15 protein-coding genes are annotated in these 16,714 nt (G+C 55.8%); 9 read left to right on the forward strand and 6 right to left on the reverse strand.

Annotated elements, in window-relative coordinates:
* Positions 1–9: 9 nt before the first annotated feature.
* On the reverse strand, positions 10–4,179 hold the full coding sequence (locus B3729_RS16090) for an EAL domain-containing protein (RefSeq protein WP_286788369.1): 4,170 nt from the start codon (positions 4,177–4,179) through the stop codon (positions 10–12).
* Positions 4,180–4,475: 296 nt separating this feature from the next.
* On the opposite strand from B3729_RS16090, the gene ettA reads away from it, so the two are divergent.
* Positions 4,476–6,140 (forward strand): energy-dependent translational throttle protein EttA, encoded by a 1,665-nt coding sequence (gene ettA, locus B3729_RS16095; RefSeq protein WP_010797164.1) that lies wholly within the window; start codon positions 4,476–4,478, stop codon positions 6,138–6,140.
* A gap of 47 nt (positions 6,141–6,187) precedes the next feature.
* On the opposite strand, the gene B3729_RS16100 is transcribed toward ettA, so the two are convergent.
* The 3 genes from B3729_RS16100 to B3729_RS16110 all read right to left on the reverse strand — a co-directional run bounded on the left by B3729_RS16100 (position 6,188) and on the right by B3729_RS16110 (position 8,121).
* Positions 6,188–6,685, reverse strand: coding sequence for a gluconokinase (locus B3729_RS16100; protein WP_010797165.1), 498 nt, complete (start codon positions 6,683–6,685; stop codon positions 6,188–6,190).
* On the reverse strand, positions 6,686–7,633 hold the full coding sequence (gene rhtA, locus B3729_RS16105; protein ID WP_010797166.1) for a threonine/homoserine exporter RhtA: 948 nt from the start codon (positions 7,631–7,633) through the stop codon (positions 6,686–6,688).
* A 107-nt stretch (positions 7,634–7,740) separates the two neighbouring features.
* The gene (locus B3729_RS16110) at positions 7,741–8,121 is read right to left on the reverse strand and encodes a hypothetical protein (RefSeq protein ID WP_010797167.1); all 381 of its coding nucleotides are present in this window, start codon (positions 8,119–8,121) and stop codon (positions 7,741–7,743) included.
* A 283-nt stretch (positions 8,122–8,404) separates the two neighbouring features.
* On the opposite strand from B3729_RS16110, the gene B3729_RS16115 reads away from it, so the two are divergent.
* The 5 genes from B3729_RS16115 to B3729_RS16135 all read left to right on the forward strand — a co-directional run bounded on the left by B3729_RS16115 (position 8,405) and on the right by B3729_RS16135 (position 13,060).
* Positions 8,405–10,837, forward strand: a complete 2,433-nt coding sequence (locus tag B3729_RS16115; RefSeq protein ID WP_010797168.1) for a Lon protease family protein — start codon at positions 8,405–8,407, stop codon at positions 10,835–10,837.
* 156 nt (positions 10,838–10,993) lie between these two features.
* Positions 10,994–11,335, forward strand: a complete 342-nt coding sequence (locus B3729_RS16120; RefSeq protein ID WP_010797169.1) for a hypothetical protein — start codon at positions 10,994–10,996, stop codon at positions 11,333–11,335.
* A gap of 120 nt (positions 11,336–11,455) precedes the next feature.
* On the forward strand, positions 11,456–11,950 hold the full coding sequence (locus B3729_RS16125) for a TIGR00645 family protein (protein WP_010797170.1): 495 nt from the start codon (positions 11,456–11,458) through the stop codon (positions 11,948–11,950).
* Between the two features lie 61 nt (positions 11,951–12,011).
* A complete protein-coding gene (locus B3729_RS16130; protein ID WP_286788370.1) occupies positions 12,012–12,329 on the forward strand; it encodes a DUF6482 family protein in 318 nt (105 codons plus the stop codon).
* A gap of 113 nt (positions 12,330–12,442) precedes the next feature.
* Positions 12,443–13,060, forward strand: coding sequence for an FKBP-type peptidyl-prolyl cis-trans isomerase (locus B3729_RS16135; RefSeq protein WP_010797172.1), 618 nt, complete (start codon positions 12,443–12,445; stop codon positions 13,058–13,060).
* 26 nt (positions 13,061–13,086) lie between these two features.
* On the opposite strand, the gene B3729_RS16140 is transcribed toward B3729_RS16135, so the two are convergent.
* Positions 13,087–13,341 carry a hypothetical protein gene (locus B3729_RS16140; protein ID WP_010797173.1) on the reverse strand — a complete coding sequence of 85 codons (255 nt, stop codon included), beginning with the start codon at positions 13,339–13,341 and terminating at the stop codon, positions 13,087–13,089.
* A 162-nt stretch (positions 13,342–13,503) separates the two neighbouring features.
* Positions 13,504–14,475, reverse strand: a complete 972-nt coding sequence (locus B3729_RS16145) for a polyprenyl synthetase family protein (protein WP_074822899.1) — start codon at positions 14,473–14,475, stop codon at positions 13,504–13,506.
* A gap of 311 nt (positions 14,476–14,786) precedes the next feature.
* On the opposite strand from B3729_RS16145, the gene rplU reads away from it, so the two are divergent.
* The 3 genes from rplU (at position 14,787) to cgtA (ending at position 16,713) form a co-directional block, all read left to right on the forward strand.
* On the forward strand, positions 14,787–15,098 hold the full coding sequence (rplU, locus tag B3729_RS16150; protein WP_010797175.1) for a 50S ribosomal protein L21: 312 nt from the start codon (positions 14,787–14,789) through the stop codon (positions 15,096–15,098).
* Between the two features lie 23 nt (positions 15,099–15,121).
* The gene (gene rpmA / locus B3729_RS16155; RefSeq protein ID WP_010797176.1) at positions 15,122–15,379 is read left to right on the forward strand and encodes a 50S ribosomal protein L27; all 258 of its coding nucleotides are present in this window, start codon (positions 15,122–15,124) and stop codon (positions 15,377–15,379) included.
* 107 nt (positions 15,380–15,486) lie between these two features.
* Positions 15,487–16,713, forward strand: coding sequence for an Obg family GTPase CgtA (cgtA, locus tag B3729_RS16160; protein ID WP_074822896.1), 1,227 nt, complete (start codon positions 15,487–15,489; stop codon positions 16,711–16,713).
* Position 16,714 lies beyond the last annotated feature (1 nt).

Consider the following 16,714-nt stretch of genomic DNA (forward strand, 5'->3'; position numbering starts at 1 on the left):
TCATGGCGGCTACATTAGCCGCAATCGGGCCTCGATCAGCTCGGGTGACAGCGGTTTGTCGAACAGATACCCCTGAACTTCGTCGCATTCATGGTCACGCAGGAATTTGAGCTGCTCTTCATTTTCCACCCCTTCGGCAATGACCGACAGGTTGAGGCTGTGGGCCATGGCAATAATGGCGCGCGCAATCTGGGCGTCCTGCTCTCCATGGGGCAAGCCATCCACAAAGCTGCGGTCGATCTTGAGAATGTCGATGGGAAGCTGCTTCAGGTAGTTGAGGGAGGAGTAGCCGGTTCCAAAGTCATCTACCGAAATGCATACACCCAGTTCTTTCAGGCTTTTGAGTGTCATCAGCGCATCATCCACGTTCTGCATGAGGATGCTTTCCGTGAGTTCAAGCTCAAGGCAGGCGGGGGGTAAGCCCACTTCCTGCAGGATCTGGGCAATATGTTCGCCCAAGCGATTGTCGGCGAACTGTCGGGCCGAGAGGTTGACGGACACCTTTGGAATGCGAACCTTTTCATCATGCCAGACGCGCAGCTGGCGGCAGGCTTCCTTGATGACCCAATCCCCAACCTGAATTATCAAACCGGTTTCTTCGAGCACTGGAATGAAATCGACAGGCGAGACGTTGCCGCGGCGCGGATTGCTCCAGCGGAGTAGGGCCTCAAGGCCGGTCAGCTGACCATTGGAGCACCGGTACTGCGGCTGGTAATGCAGGGTAAATTCATTTTGCAGCAAGGCGTGTCGCAGATCGGCTTCAAGCTCGATGCGCTCCAGCGCACGGGCGTTCATTTCCGCCTGGTAGAACTGGAAGTTGTTCTTGCCCATCTCCTTGGCGTGGTACATCGCCGTGTCCGCGTTTTTCATTAGCTGACTGAGTTCACTGCCATCCTGAGGCGATAGCGCGATCCCGATACTGGCGCTGACGAAAAACTCACGATTTTCCAGAATAAATGCTTCGGACAGGCTTTCCAGGATATTTTCGGCCACGCGGATAGCACAGGCCATGGCCTCCTCCCGACTACCTAGGTTGGCCAGCAGCAAGGTGAACTCATCGCCACCCATGCGAGCCACGCTATCCTCCGTTCCTACACAGGCGGTTAGGCGTACAGCTACCTCCTTGAGCATTCGATCGCCAGCAGCATGCCCCAACGAATCGTTGATCGGCTTGAAACGATCCAAATCTAGGAACATTAGCACAACCCAGTTGGCATGGTGAACCGCCTGCTCCAATGCAGTGTGGAGACGATCCTGGAACAGCGTGCGGTTTGGCAGGAGCGTCAGGGCATCGTAATAGGCCAGACGGTGAATATGTCGCTCACTGGCCTTGCGCTCACTGATATCCACGAAGAAACACACGAAGCTGACCAGATCACCTTCATCGTCGCGTACGCCGGTAATGCCGATCCAGGACGGGTAAGGCTCACCATCCTTGCGCTTTTGCCACAGTTCACCTTCCCAGCTGCCCTGTACCGCCATATGGTTCATGATATGAGAGAGCTGGTTGGCTTCCTGAAGGTCTGCACATAGCATGCGCGGTTGCTGGTCGATGACTTCCTCTGGCTCGTAACCGGTCATACGGGTGAACATCTGGTTGACGCGTACGATGTAGCCGGCCGGATCGGTGACCAGAATGGCGGCTGCCGAGTGATCGAAAACGGTAGCGGCCATCCGCATGTCTTTTTCCGCGCGTCGCTGGGCGGTAATGTCCCGGCAGATGCCCAGCAGCCCTTCGAAACGACCATGCTTGTCCCATAGCGTTTCCAGACGCATTTCCAGGCTTAACTTGTGCCCGTCGGCGTGGAGGCAGTCCAGGATAATGACCTGACTGGATTCCTGATCTACTTCCGCCATCAGCTGAGCTGACCTAAGCGATCGACGCAGCTTTTTTATCCAATCCCGCAGTTTCTTGAGTTGCTGGGAGTGCGTCGCCAGATCATAGGGGTTGAGCTGGTAGAGCGTTTCGAGTTTGTAGCCCAGAAGGTTTTCAGCCGAAGGACTTATGTAGTTGATAGCCAGCTGCTGGTCCGTGCTGAAAATGATGTCGCTGATACTTTCCGCCAGCAGGCGATAGCGCCGCTCCTGGTCACGCAGCAGATCATTGGCGTTGACCATCTCGGTAACATCCAGCGCAAGGCCGATGATCTGGCGCATCTGACCCTGGCTGTCACGTTGGAACGCCTGCTCGCGCAGATCGAACCAGCACCAGTGGCCATTCTTGTGATGCCAGCGAACTAGGCAGTCGTTCACCTGGCCTTCCTGAATGATCTGCCGCATGGTGCGCAGGCGCTCGTACAGCTCATGGTCATCCGGATGCAGGAGCGTGGTCAGGTAGTCCGGGCCCAACGCGTCCAGTTCGGCTTCGCTATAACCAAGCTTGAGTCCCAGCGGATGGTTTTGATAATCAATGGTCTGGGTCTTGAGGTCATAGGTATAAAGCGTGTCCGGCGCCGCTTTGACCAAGTCGGACCAGAAGCGCTCCCGCTCGATCAGCGAGAGTTCGGTGCGTTTGCGCCGTGATACATCCGTTATGCTCAGCGGTACGGCCTCGTATCCCATTTCTGCCGGAGGAAGGTGGACAGAGAACCAGAGATGGCGATCACCTTGCGGTGTTATGAGGCGGCCTTCCACATCCAGGGTCTGCTGTCCTTCAGCCAGCGCGGCAATCATCTTCATGCGCTTGCCATGGGCGTTGGGTTTGCTATCGCCGATCAGGTTGGCCAGTGCCTGATCAATGGTCTTAATGCCTAGCAGGGTCAGCGCCATTTGATTCATTTCAGTGATGCGAATCAGGCCAAGCAGCTCATGGCCCCGTGAAGGGTTGATCTCAAGCCATTGATAGAACGTCCGGGCACTTGTGATGTGATGTGCTAGCAGGACCTGCTGCAGGCGGGAGAAGTCCAATACACAAATGCCGGTGTTGATGCCTTCGAAAATGCTCTGGTAGCGCTGGCGTGTACTTTCTATCGTCCGGAGCGCCTGCTGCTGCTCGGTGACGTCCCGCAGTATCCAGGCGCACCCGGTAAAGGCCGACGTATGATCTTCCAGTTCCTCCAGGGAACGATTCGAGCCTACGCCGTAGCGGCTGACGGCAAACAGTCTGCGCTGGCCGTCAGGTTGGGATAGCTCGACGATCCAATCCTTGTCGGCCTCTTGCGGAGTCGATAGGTCTAGTGCAGGGAGCAGACCCCTCAAGGTGTGCTGCTCCGCATCTGTCTGTTCGATGCCCAAAAGAAGGGAGGCTTTCCGGTTGAGGTAAAGCAGGCGGCCCTCTTCATAGGTGACCAGTACGCACTCATCTACCGCATTCAGGGCTTGCATCATCAGACGCAGGCTCTGCCGTGACGAGCGTGAGGAAAGATGAAAGCCGGATTGCTCCCGCTGCAGGCAGTACACCAGAAGGGACGCGCATAGGGTCAGCAACACAAACGTGGCAACTCGCCACAAAAACAGGGTTTTCCAGGTCAGGACCGAAGGGCTCAAATGGCTACGGAGCTGCCAGTTGGTGCCATCCAATGTGAGGGCAAAGGTCTGGCTGTCCGAAACGGCAGGCTCCTCAGGCATATCCCTGGCCAACGTGGCGCCGCTTGCCTTGTCTGTAATAGTCCAGATCAGTTCATGGGTGTGGTTTTTCAGCCTTTCCAGCCCTAACCCGGCTTCGCCCGTGATCAGCCACCAGCCCTGATCGCTCTGGCTTTTCTGCCTGAGGAGCACATAGCTACCGTCGTGAGGCGTATAGCCGTAATAAAACGGTCTCGCCTCCAAACGTCGTAGGGCAGGGCTCAGGTAGTTTGGGTCGACTGCTGACGGAAATAAGGACGGGTCTTCAAGCGCGCCGGCTGGAACCCAATAGAGGTGGTTGGCCTTAGGATAGATAGCCTGCAACTGTGCCGGTAGCGCCTCGATGCCTGTCTCCGGCGTTACGTCATCAAGCTCTGCCGCCGCTTGGTGAGCAAGAAACGCAAGGGCTTGCTCGATATATTCGGCCTTTTGCAGGCTCTGCTCCCGAGCGAAGCTGCCCAGCATGGCACTTCGCTGATTCAGCTCCTTATGGAGTTGCCAGGACAATACACCCAGCAATAACAGAATCAGCCCAGCCAGCACCCACTTCAACATACGGAGTGCAGGAGAGCGCGTCAGCAGGTTTTGTAAGGGTAGGCCGGCAGAAGCTTTCACATCGGTTTTCCAAAAGAGTGCAGTTACAAGCGGTAACCGCACACGCTATAGACAGTCCTGTCACTGGGTGAGGCGCTCATGGAAGGTATCGTCATCATCCTGTCCACCATTACAAAAGAGAATTTGGGATATCCTTTGCGTTATCGCCCGCGGGGTGCAGATTCTTGAATGATTGTTTGGCTGTCGTCTGAAGCGATAACCTGCAATCCATCAAATAGTGTGTGAGGGACTTCGACAGCTTGGCTCAGTCCCGCCATACTATTCGCCTACTTTTGCATCAGTACCAAGGTTCATCCATGGCTCAATACGTTTACTCCATGCATCGGGTCAGCAAGATCGTGCCCCCGAAGCGAGAGATTTTGAAAGACATCTCCCTGTCCTTCTTTCCTGGCGCCAAGATCGGCGTGCTGGGCTTGAATGGTGCGGGTAAGTCTACCCTGTTGCGCATCATGGCCGGGGTCGATACGGAGATCGACGGCGAAGCTCGCCCGATGCCCGGTATCAACGTAGGTTATCTTCCGCAGGAGCCGCAGCTCGATCCGAGCAAGACGGTTCGGGACATCGTCGAAGAGGCCGTTGGTGCGATCAAGGACGCTCAGGATCGTCTGAACGAAGTATACGCTGCCTATGCCGAACCGGATGCCGACTTTGATGCGCTGGCCGCTGAGCAGGCGCGTCTGGAAGCCATCATTCAGGCCTCTGACGGCCACAATCTCGAGCGGCAGCTGGAAGTGGCCGCCGATGCCCTGCGCCTGCCGCCATGGGATGCGAAGATCGAGCACCTGTCCGGTGGTGAAAAGCGTCGCGTGGCGCTGTGCCGTCTGCTGCTGTCTGCACCTGATATGCTGCTGCTCGACGAGCCTACCAACCACCTGGACGCCGATTCCGTTGCCTGGCTCGAGCACTTCCTGCACGACTTCGCTGGTACTGTCGTAGCCATCACGCATGACCGCTACTTCCTGGACAACGTGGCTGGCTGGATTCTCGAACTGGACCGTGGCCACGGTATCCCGTTTGAAGGTAACTATTCCGGCTGGCTGGAATCCAAAGCCAACCGTCTGGCGCAGGAAGCCAAGCAGGAAGCGGCTCACCAGAAGGCCATGAAAGCGGAACTGGAGTGGGTGCGCTCCGGTGCCAAGGCCCGTCAGTCCAAGTCCAAGGCTCGTCTGCAGCGTTTCGAGGAATTGCAATCTCAGGAATTCCAGAAGCGCAGCGAGACCAATGAAATCTACATCCCGGCTGGTCCGCGCCTGGGTGACAAGGTTATCGAGTTCCATAACGTCACCAAGGGCTACGGTGATCGCGTTCTGATCGATAATCTGAGCTTCAGTGTGCCCAAGGGCGCGATTGTTGGTGTGATCGGGGGTAACGGTGCCGGTAAATCCACACTGTTCCGCATGATCACCGGCAAAGAGCAGCCAGATTCGGGCACCATCGAGATCGGTGAAACCGTACAGATCGCCAGTGTCGATCAGAGTCGCGATAGCCTGGAGGGCAACAAGACCGTATGGGAGCAGGTCTCCGATGGTCTGGACATGATTCGCGTGGGTAACTATGAAGTGCCTTCCCGCGGCTATGTCGGTCGCTTCAACTTCAAGGGTGCCGATCAGCAGAAGTTCGTCAAGGACCTGTCCGGTGGTGAGCGTGGCCGCTTGCATATGGCGCTGACGCTGAAGCAGGGCGGTAACGTACTGCTGTTGGACGAACCGTCCAACGACCTCGACATCGAAACCCTGCGCGCACTGGAAGAAGCATTGCTGGACTTCCCGGGCACCGCCATCGTGATCTCGCACGATCGCTGGTTCCTCGACCGTATCGCCACTCATATCCTCTCCTATGAAGACAACTCTCAGGTGGTGTTCTTCGAAGGGAACTACACTGAGTACGAAGCGGATCGCAAGAAGCGTCTTGGCGATGCTGCCACGCAGCCCAAGCGAGTGAAATACAAAAAGCTGAGCTGATCAGCCCTTTTGTACCCAAAGGCCGCCGCGTAATGCTGCGGCCTTTTTTATTTCTTGTGCTGAGTGGCCCGGAGAATGCTGTCTATGATTTCATCCGGAGACTGGCGAATATCAACCAGTAGCGCCTCTTGCTCACCGGGCGGCTCAAGTGTGTCGATCTGACTTTGTAGTAGCCGTGGATCGAAAAAGTGCCCGCGTCGATTGAGGATGCGCTCGCTGAGTACCTCGGCCGGTCCATTCAAAAAGACCAGAACGATCCCGTCGGTGGCGGTTTGCAGCCGTTCCCGGTACTGCTTCTTCAGGGCTGAGCAGGCAAATACCTGGGTTCGCTGATGGCGATGGGCATCCTGCATCGCAGTGCGAATGGCATCCAGCCACGGCCAGCGGTCCTCATCATCAAGAGGAATGCCCTTGGCCATTTTTTGCCGGTTGGCGTCGCTGTGGAACTCGTCGGCATCGGAAAACTGGCAGCCCAGACGCTGGGCCAGGCGTTCCCCTATAGTGGTTTTTCCACTGCCAGATACACCCATGATCAGATAAATCATTCATCCTCCACGATTGGGTTTCGATCCTTTAAGGGTAGTCCCTTCACCCGCAAGCGCCTCCCCGGATTCAGGGGGAGGTGCATCAGAAGATTTCCCGATGGTAAGTGTCGTCCCGATAGAGGCAGCTACAATACAGGCCAGCGCCGTCCATTGGCCGAGGGTCAATGTTTCGCCGAGAAAGATAAAGCCTGACAGGGCACCCAAGGCCGGTGACAGGCTCATCAAGGTGCCAAAGGTCTGGGTAGGCAACTTTGTCAGCGCCATCATTTCCAGAACGTAGGGGAGCGCGGAGGACATGACGGCGATTGCCAGAATGACCGGCAGTGTTTCCACCGCAAACAGACCGGGACCTGTCTCATAAAGTCCAAGTGGCAGAACTCCCAGTGCTGCGATGCACGAGCCCAGCGCAACGGTGCTCGCACCATAGACGGCCCCGGCTTTCTTGCCGAATACAATGTAGAGGGCCCAGCAGGCACCTGCCAGCAAGGCGAAAAACGCGCCCAGTAGATCTACACCACTGGCAGCATGCCCGACCGGCAAAAGCAATACCAGCCCTAAAATGGCTAGGATGATCCAGACAAAATCGATCAGCCGGCGAGAGGCAATTATGGCGACAGCCAGGGGGCCTGTGAACTCAAGGGCGACTGCGATTCCAATGGGAATCCGCTGCATGGCCAGATAAATCGAAACATTCATGATGCCTAGGGCAATGCCATATACGACCAGAGATTTCCATGGCTTCCCTTTGCCAAGGACTTTCCACGGTCGAAGAACAGCTACAAGCAGCAGGGCGGAAAAGAGAAGGCGCAGCGCGGTTACACCAATCGGACCCAGGACAGGGAAAAGACTTTTGGCCAAGCTGGCGCTGCTTTGAAGAGAGATCATTGCCACCAGTAACAGGCAGACCGGTATGAGAGTAGCCAGGGGGCGAGCGTTTAGTTGAGACATTCTGCTAGTGCTTATCCGTTTTGATTGAGCAATAGCAGAATGGGAAAGCCAAAGCGAGTACTACTTAGTAGCGTCACGCCAGAGCGTCGGATGTTTCTGGTGTGCGTTCAATTGCTGTCTTTCTGTTCCTTGCTGTCGCCGCGCAGGGCCCGGGCCATTCCACGGCGTTTGCTGCGTTCCCAGTCCTCCTCGTGCTCACTCCAATGTTCTTCATAGTAGCGACGGGTCTGTTCGTTCTGAGCCGTGCTGGCACACTGGCGATAACCGTCTTCCCACCCCTGCGCGTAATAACGCTCCTGGTCATAGCGCGGGACGTTCTTGTGGAGGGCTCCAATGCCATTTACCGCCTGTTTACCTGTCAGACACCCGTCGTGATAGCCATCGGCATAAGGAGGTGGATAACCCTTTGCAACCAACTGGTCATGGTAGCTCTCACAGCCGCTCAGCCCGGTAAGTAGCGTTACAGCCAATAACATTCTCATCCACATGGTCTGACTCCTGCGCAAACTTCGTCGCTGGCGCAGTACGAAGACCCTTGGATTGACTGCGCATAACCTGTTTCTTTTCCTGCTCCCTTCCGTTAAGCGTAGCCCCGGACTGGCGAGTCGGTGTTATTTCTGAAGTTAGGCACTTCCATGTCACAAATTCGTCAAAACGGTGTGACCGCTTCGTGTGCCATGATGACCGGGTAGGCAGTGCCATGCCTTGCTCTTATCCGGCTCGCAACGCCAGAATGCGGACAGATATGTCCGAACGACACAAGGATTTCCGATGCATGATCCTGTAGCTGCCGGCCTGCGCCTGGCACCTGACGAATTGACCAGTCCCTTTGATCCCGCCCAGCTGTCCTTTAGTACTACCGATGAGCTAGACCCATTCCGGGGTATTCTCGGGCAGGAGCGCGCTGTAGAGGCCCTGCAGTTTGGTGTGGCGATGCCACGTCCAGGCTATAACGTATATGTCATGGGAGAGCCGGGAACGGGACGGTTTTCCTTCGTGCAACGGTTCCTGAAAGCGGAAGGCAAGCGCTTGCCTACGCCCTCGGACTGGGCCTACCTAAACAATTTCGAAGAGCTGCGCGAGCCCCGTGCTGTCGAGCTGACGCCAGGCAATGGCGATGACTTCATCGCTGATATCGAGCAGCTGATCGATAACCTGCTCTCCACATTTCCAGCCGTGTTCGAGCATCCTGCCTATCAGCAGAAAAAGAGCGCCATCGATCGAGCCTTCAACCAGCGCTACGACCAGGCGCTGGATGCGGTAGAACGTGCAGCGTTGGAAAAAAGCGTAGCGCTCTACCGCGACAGTACCAATATTGCCTTTACGCCCATGAAGGAGGGCAAGGCTCTGGATGAGGCTGAATTCGCCCAGTTGCCTGAAGCGGAGCGCGAACAGTTCCATGCCGATATATCCTCACTAGAGGAGCGGCTCAATGAGGAGCTTGCCAGTCTGCCGCAATGGCGTCGCGAATCCAGTAATGAGCTGCGCCGCCTGAATGAAGAGACCATCACGTTGGCTCTCCAACCGCTGCTGGCTCCGCTGGTTGAGAAATACAATGACAACCCGGGTGTGTGTGCCTACTTGCAGGCCATGCAGGTCGACCTGCTCAAAACGGTGGTCGATCTGCTGATCGACGATGCCAAAACGGACACACAGCGCCGTAAGGATCTAAAAGAGCAATACCTGCCCAATCTGGTTATTGGGCACCATGCGACCAGTGGTGCGCCGGTCATTTTCGAGCCTCATCCCACCTATGACAATCTGTTCGGTCGCATCGAGTACAGCTCTGATCAAGGCGCGCTCTACACCAGCTACCGACAGTTGCGTCCAGGAGCACTACATCGGGCCAACGGCGGCTTTCTGATCGTCGAGGCGGAAAAACTGCTTACCGAACCCTTTGTCTGGGATGCCCTGAAGCGTGCCCTGCATTCACGTCAGCTCAAGATGGAGTCGCCGCTGGCCGATCTTGGTCGCTTTGCGACCGTCAGCCTGACGCCCCAAGTTATTCCGCTAAACATCAAAGTCATCATTATTGGCTCGCGGCAGCTCTATTACACCCTTCAGGAGCTCGACTCGGAGTTCCAGGAGATGTTTCGTGTGCTGGTGGACTTTGATGAAGAGATTCCGCTGCGTGACGACAGCCTTGAGCAGTTTGCACAGCTCCTCAAAACACGGACCTCCGAAGAGGGCATGGCGCCCCTGACCGCAACGGCAGTTGCGCGTCTTGCCACTTACAGCGCTCGCCTGGCCGAACATCAAGGTCGATTGTCGGCTCGAATCGGTGATCTGTTCCAACTGGTCAGCGAGGCGGATTTCATTCGTCAGCTGGCAGGTGACGAAGTGACCGATCGAGGCCACGTAGAGCGTGCGTTGAAAGCCAAGGAAACCCGTACAGGTCGTGTCTCGGCCCGTGTGTTGGACGACATCATGGCGGGTCAGATCCTGATTGATACAGAAGGCGCCGCGGTTGGCAAATGCAACGGCCTAACCGTCCTTGAGGTAGCAGACTCGGCCTTTGGTATGCCTGCTCGTATCTCCGCTACGGTCTATCCCGGCGCCAGCGGCATTCTCGATATCGAGCGAGAGGTCAGTCTTGGGCAGCCGATCCACTCAAAGGGTGTGATGATCCTGACAGGCTATCTGGGAAGTCGCTACGCCCAGGAATTCCCTTTGGCCATTTCTGCCAGTATTGCTCTTGAGCAGTCCTATGGTTATGTGGATGGTGATAGCGCCTCTCTGGGAGAAGCCTGCACCTTGATTTCCGCGCTTTCACGTACACCGTTGAAGCAGTGTTTTGCCATAACCGGCTCCATCAACCAGTTTGGTGAGGTGCAGCCTGTTGGCGGCGTCAACGAAAAAATTGAGGGTTTCTTCCGCCTATGTGCTGCACGCGGCCTCACCGGCGAGCAGGGTGTGATCATTCCTAGGGCCAATGTAATCAATCTCATGCTTGATGAGCGCGTGGTAGAGGCGGTTAGAGAGGGGCGCTTCCACATCTATGCCGTTCGTCAGGCAGACGAAGCGCTAAGCCTTCTGGTCGGTGAGCCGGCAGGTGCACCAGACGCACAAGGGCGTTTTCCTGAGGGCAGCGTGAATGCTCGGGTTGTCGAGCGGCTTAAAGACATCGCTGAACTCGAGATAGAAGATGAACTGGCCGACAAATTGAAAGATAAGAGCAAAAAGGACACGCACGACGAGAACTGAGTACATAGCGGTCAGGTCGGAAGAATAAGAGATGTGCCATGGCCTGCGGGTCATGGCACACCGCAGCTGGCTTGCGCTGCTGAAGTTCGTTATCGCTCCTCGATAACTCCTCGGGCACGACAGGCTTATTAGAAAAAACAGATCGAGGAAGATGCCATGCCGCGCAGCATCACTCTAATTCGTCCTTGCCTGGGTCTTGTTACCCGTATCGAATGTGAAGTCAAACCATTGGCTCATCAGCCAGGAATGTGGACTCTACTGTGTGCTGCTGGTCTGACGGGTCAGCATCCAACGGCGATCAAGGCGCAAGGGCCTTTTCACGGACCGGTTGTCGCTGAGGCAGTCATGGCAGCGATTGCCGAGAATCTGCAGGAACAAGGCTATGTTCCTGCGTCTGATCCACAGATCTGGCGCTTGCACATTCAAGGTGAACTCCGTCGAATGAACGGAGAACGTGCACAACCTGTCATGAAGTACCAAGCTCGACCCGAGCTGTGAGCGAATTGGCCTAAAAGGGTTGGGCCTCTCATGATTTGCCATGATTTGTACCGTTCCAGGCGTTTGTCGGGGCGGTATGCGCCGGTATACTCGCCGGATCACTTGTCATGAGCGAGTTACATGGAACGCTTTTTCGAAAATGCTATGTATGCTGCCCGCTGGCTGCTGGCACCTATCTATTTTGGCCTTTCGCTAGCCCTGGTCATGCTGGCCATCAAGTTTTTCCAGGAAATCTTTCATTTACTTCCGCATATATTCGAACAAACTGAAGCAGATCTGATCCTGTTGGTCCTGTCGCTGATCGATATGGCTCTGGTGGGCGGTTTGCTAGTCATGGTCATGCTGTCAGGCTACGAGAACTTTGTGTCTCAACTTGAGTTGGGAGATGACAAGGAAAAACTCAGTTGGCTCGGCAAAATGGATTCCAGTTCATTGAAGAACAAGGTCGCCGCTTCCATTGTTGCGATTTCATCGATTCACCTGCTGCGAATCTTCATGGACGCAAAAAATGTCGATACCACCTATCTGAAATGGTACGTGATCATTCACCTGACCTTCGTGCTCTCGGCATTTGCCATGGGTTATCTGGACAAGCTTACCAAGCATGACCATTAACGGGTCATAAGAGGTCAAGACAGTTGTTAGCCGTGCTGGCAGCTACTTTCCCGGAGGCGCTATGAGACTCGAAGAGTTAAAGGCATTAGCCCAGACAGGTCGCATTCAGGAACTCAACCTTCTATCGCTGGAAGGAGGGTTCTATATCCTTGACATACTCGGCGTAGAGACTCGCAGCCGCCTTCAGGAAAACGATGGCAAGACCATGCACCTGCGCTCGCCCGGCCATGCCCAGCATGTGCTCAGGGAGATACCGGAGCTTCCCTTCTACCTTGTGCAGTATTCTCCCTATGACGAAATGGTGGGCGCTGCGCCGCGTAGCGAGGCGCCTCTGAAGACGCGCCTTGGTTTCAACCGTAACGGTGAAGCAAGCGTTTGAGCCTGAGCGGTAGCTCAAAGAGAGACAGTATCCCCCGTCATTTACCTGCCGCATGCACGCCGAGCCTTGCAGTCGTCTGTGTTAGGCTGGGCGTTTTGTAGCCGAGGTAACTAATGAGCGAACTCAATCTGGACACGCATGAAAGTCGTGTGAGCTACGGCATTGGCCGTCAACTGGGCGATCAGCTTCGTCAGAATCCGGTACCTGGCATGTCTCTTGAGGCTGTGCTGGCGGGTCTGTCGGATGCCTACACCGAGCAAGACAGTCGTGTGTCGGTTGATGATCTGAATGACAGCTTCAAACACATTCGCGAGCGTATGCAGGCTGAAGCGCAGGCCAAGGCTGCTGCAGCCGCAGAAACCGGTGCCGCCTACCTGTTGGAAAACGCCAAGCGCGACGGCGTTGTGCTGTTGCCTTCTGGCCTTCAGTACGAAGTGCTGGTTGAAGGGCAGGGCGACAAGCCTAGCCGCCAGAGTCATGTGCGTACTCACTACCATGGCACCCTGATCGACGGCAGCGTCTTTGACAGCTCTTATGAACGTGGCCAGCCTGCCGAATTTCCCGTCGGTGGCGTCATTGCAGGCTGGACCGAAGCGTTGCAGCTGATGAGTGTAGGCAGCAAATGGCGCCTGACCGTGCCGAGTGAGCTGGCTTATGGCGCTCAAGGTGTTGGCAGTATCCCGCCCCATAGCGTACTGGTCTTCGACGTAGAGCTGCTCGAGATTCTCTGAATCTTAGGGCTGACCGCAAGACCAGCTTAGCCAAAGCTCTGCTGACTGCTGTCCTCCGGCCGCAAGGCGCGTGCATAGCAGAACAGAAAGAGTTGGCGGACCTGCTCCTTTTGGCGAGCAGGTTCGCTGCTGCTCAAACTTTGCACATCAAGCTCGCCCATCTCCCACAATTCATTCAATGCGTCTTCATCCAGTACAACGCATACCTGTCCAGTCTCGCGATTGAGTATGCGAAGGTAGGGGTGTGGGCGGTCCAGCCAGGCATCGATCAAATAAGTCATGACATATCCCTCCATATCAAGTGTATTAATGAGAATAATTCTTGTTATTGATTAATCAAGGGTTAATCCGAATTTTTCTGGCCAAGGCGACCAGCAGCACATAACAGACATAAAAAAACGCCACGTGCCTGACGGCAGGTGGCGTTCTTTTTGGTTGCTATATCAGTGCGTACGCGCTACTGCAAATTGGCTTAGCTCGATGAGCGCATCACGGTGAACGCTGTCAGGCAGGCTCTCCAGGCAGGCAATGGCCCGCTCGGCATAGTCACGTGCCAGATTGGCGGTGTAGTCAAGCGCGCCGGCGGCTTCGACTGCATTGCGAATACCTTCCAGGTCCTTGCTGCCACCTTGCTGGATGGCCTTGCGAACCAGGGTCGCCTGTTCCTCGGTGCCTTCTCGCATGGTTACGATCAGGGGAAGGGTAGGCTTACCCTCTGCCAGGTCATCACCCACATTCTTGCCTAGCGTCGTAGCGTCGCCGCGGTAATCCAGCAGGTCATCGACCAGCTGGAAGGCGATACCAAGATAATCCCCAAACTGCCGAAGGGACTCTGCCTGCGCACTTGAGGCGCCACACAGGGCCGCAGCACTGTGTGTTGACGCTTCGAACAGCATGGCGGTCTTACCCCGAATGACCTCCATATAGATCTCTTCGGTTGTGCTGGCGTCACGGACCTTGGAAAGCTGTAGCACTTCCCCTTCGGCAATAACGCGTGTTGCCTGGGAGATAATGCGCATGACCTCCATGGAGCCCAGCTCGACCATCATCTCGAAGGAGCGGGCATAGAGAAAATCACCCACCAGCACGCTAGGGGCATTACCCCAAAGGGCATTGGCCGTTGAGCGTCCGCGACGTAGACCTGAGGCATCGACAACGTCATCGTGCAGCAGGGTTGAGGTGTGCAGGAACTCGATGGTGGCTGCAAGTAGCCGAATCGGGTAATCGCTATGGCCCAATGCATTTCCAGTCAGCAGGACCAGGAGGGGACGTAGGCGTTTCCCGCCAGCGGAGACGATGTAGTCTCCGATTTTTTCGACCAGGGGCACGCGGGAGGTGAGTTGTCGGCGAATGATGCCATCGACTGCGGCGAAATCATCAGCCACCACGCGATAAAAGGCCTGGGGTTGCGTCATGTAGGGCGTATCCAAGTGCGGTGCGTTGTTACAGCACAGTGCGCGCCGGGGCGGAGCGCTGGGCGCGTAACCTGCCGGGGCTCCAATAGGGTTGCGCGGCATGCTAGGGGGGAGGGGTGGCACTGTCAAGGCAGAGTAGTGCAGCCCTTGCTACATTATCCCTTCTTGCGTAGAATTGCTGGCCCTGAAATCCCAAGGGTTAACCCCCTGTCTTACGCAATTGCCTGGGCGTCTATCCACCCCATGCAGCCATGCCGGTCAATCACTCTTTTTATAAAGCACCGGGTGAGCAGGTTAAACGGAGATATTCCATGTACGCAGTAATCGTTACCGGTGGCAAGCAGCACAAAGTCACCGAAGGTGAATTCCTGAAAGTCGAGAAGCTCGACATCGCAACTGGCGAAACCGTGACTTTTGATCGCGTTCTGCTGGTTGGCAACGGCGATGACGTCAAGATCGGTCTGCCGGTAGTTGATGGCGCCAAAGTAACTGCTGAAGTAGTTGCTCAGGGTCGTCACGACAAGGTCAGCATCATCAAATTCCGTCGTCGTAAGCATCACATGAAGCGTCAGGGCCACCGTCAGTGGTTCACTGAAATCAAAATCACCGGCATTCAGGCCTGATTGCCTTTTCGGAGAATTGACACATGGCACACAAAAAAGCTGGCGGTTCCACCCGCAACGGTCGCGATTCAGAATCTAAACGCCTTGGCGTGAAGCTGTTCGGCGGCCAGGTTGTTAAAGCAGGTAACATCATCGTGCGTCAGCGCGGAACTCAGTTCCACCCCGGTTACGGCGTTGGTCTGGGCAAGGATCACACTCTGTTCGCTAAAGTCGACGGCGTGATCAAGTTCGAAGTGAAGGGCGCCTTCGGCCGTCGCTATGTAAGCGTCGTTGCTGCCTAAGCGCAGATTCACCGAAAAAGCCCTGTCTTAACGACGGGGCTTTTTTGTTTCTGTATTCTATTCTTTTCCAGTTATTTTCAGTCGGCCCGCTCCGGCGGGAGGTTTTAATGAAATTTGTCGACGAAGTTTCCATTCACGTGCAAGCCGGCGATGGCGGTAATGGCATGATGAGTTTCCGCCGGGAAAAGTTCATCGAGAAAGGTGGGCCGAACGGTGGTGATGGTGGTGACGGTGGCTCTGTATGGTTGGAGGCCAACGTCAACCTCAATACCCTGGTGGATTATCGGTACACCCGCCGTTTCCAGGCGCAGCGTGGCGAAAACGGTGGCAGTACGGATTGTACGGGTGCCAAGGGTGAAGATCTGGTTCTCCAGGTGCCTGTAGGTACGACTGTTATCGATGCGGGCACCCAGGAAGTGATTGGCGATCTGACCCAGCCGGGACAGCGTCTGCGTGTAGCGCAAGGCGGCTGGCACGGGTTGGGTAACACGCGCTTCAAGTCCAGTACCAACCGTGCTCCCCGTCAGACCACCAAAGGTAAGCCTGGTGAGGCGCGTGATCTCAAGCTTGAGTTGAAGGTCTTGGCAGACGTAGGTCTGCTTGGTCTGCCAAATGCGGGTAAGAGTACATTTATCCGGGCGGTGTCGGCAGCCAAGCCCAAAGTGGCGGACTACCCTTTTACAACGTTGGTGCCTAATCTGGGTGTTGTGAGTGTGGGGCGCCTCAAGAGCTTTGTTGTGGCGGATATTCCCGGTTTGATCGAAGGCGCTTCCGAAGGTGCAGGGCTGGGGATTCGCTTCCTCAAGCACTTGGCGCGTACACGCCTGTTATTGCATCTGGTCGATATGGCGCCGCTGGATGAAAGCGATCCGGCTGATGCGGCTGAGACGATTCTCAATGAGTTGAACAAGTTCAGTCCGGCGCTGATGGAGCGTGACCGCTGGCTGGTTCTGAATAAGGCTGACCAGATCCTGGATGAGGAAGAGCGTGATGCTCGGGTCAAGGCTGTCGTTGAGCGTCTGAGCTGGGAAGGGCCTGTCTTTGTGATCTCGGCCCTGGAGCGTAACGGCACCGAAGCGTTGTGTCAGGCTATCATGCGCTATCTGGATGAGCGTGCCGAGCGTATCGCTGAAGATCCAGCCTTTGCTGAAGCGGCGCAGGAACTGGATCAGCAGATCGAGGATGAGGCCCGTGCTCGCCTACAGGCGTTGGACGATGCGCGTGCGCTGCGTCGTGCTGGCATAAAGAGCGTCGATGATGAAAGTCTCGACGATGACTTCGATGATGATGACGAAGACGATGGTGAAGGACCAGAGATCATCTATGTCAGATAAA

It is taken from the genome of Pseudomonas sp. UBA3149 (assembly GCF_002364655.1).
GTDB lineage: Bacteria > Pseudomonadota > Gammaproteobacteria > Pseudomonadales > Pseudomonadaceae > Chryseomonas > Chryseomonas luteola.

Bases quoted from the DNA above. Each gene is read 5' to 3' on its own strand.
- B3729_RS16100 (WP_010797165.1), bottom strand. From the start codon at position 6,685: ATGATTTATCTGATCATGGGTGTATCTGGCAGTGGAAAAACCACTATA.
- ettA (WP_010797164.1), top strand. From the start codon at position 4,476: ATGGCTCAATACGTTTACTCCATGCATCGGGTCAGCAAGATCGTGCCC.
- B3729_RS16140 (WP_010797173.1), bottom strand. From the start codon at position 13,341: ATGACTTATTTGATCGATGCCTGGCTGGACCGCCCACACCCCTACCTT.
- B3729_RS16115 (WP_010797168.1), top strand. From the start codon at position 8,405: ATGCATGATCCTGTAGCTGCCGGCCTGCGCCTGGCACCTGACGAATTG.
- rhtA (WP_010797166.1), bottom strand. From the start codon at position 7,633: ATGTCTCAACTAAACGCTCGCCCCCTGGCTACTCTCATACCGGTCTGC.
- B3729_RS16130 (WP_286788370.1), top strand. From the start codon at position 12,012: ATGAGACTCGAAGAGTTAAAGGCATTAGCCCAGACAGGTCGCATTCAG.
- rplU (WP_010797175.1), top strand. From the start codon at position 14,787: ATGTACGCAGTAATCGTTACCGGTGGCAAGCAGCACAAAGTCACCGAA.
- B3729_RS16135 (WP_010797172.1), top strand. From the start codon at position 12,443: ATGAGCGAACTCAATCTGGACACGCATGAAAGTCGTGTGAGCTACGGC.
- cgtA (WP_074822896.1), top strand. From the start codon at position 15,487: ATGAAATTTGTCGACGAAGTTTCCATTCACGTGCAAGCCGGCGATGGC.
- rpmA (WP_010797176.1), top strand. From the start codon at position 15,122: ATGGCACACAAAAAAGCTGGCGGTTCCACCCGCAACGGTCGCGATTCA.
- B3729_RS16110 (WP_010797167.1), bottom strand. From the start codon at position 8,121: ATGTGGATGAGAATGTTATTGGCTGTAACGCTACTTACCGGGCTGAGC.
- B3729_RS16145 (WP_074822899.1), bottom strand. From the start codon at position 14,475: ATGACGCAACCCCAGGCCTTTTATCGCGTGGTGGCTGATGATTTCGCC.
- B3729_RS16125 (WP_010797170.1), top strand. From the start codon at position 11,456: ATGGAACGCTTTTTCGAAAATGCTATGTATGCTGCCCGCTGGCTGCTG.
- B3729_RS16120 (WP_010797169.1), top strand. From the start codon at position 10,994: ATGCCGCGCAGCATCACTCTAATTCGTCCTTGCCTGGGTCTTGTTACC.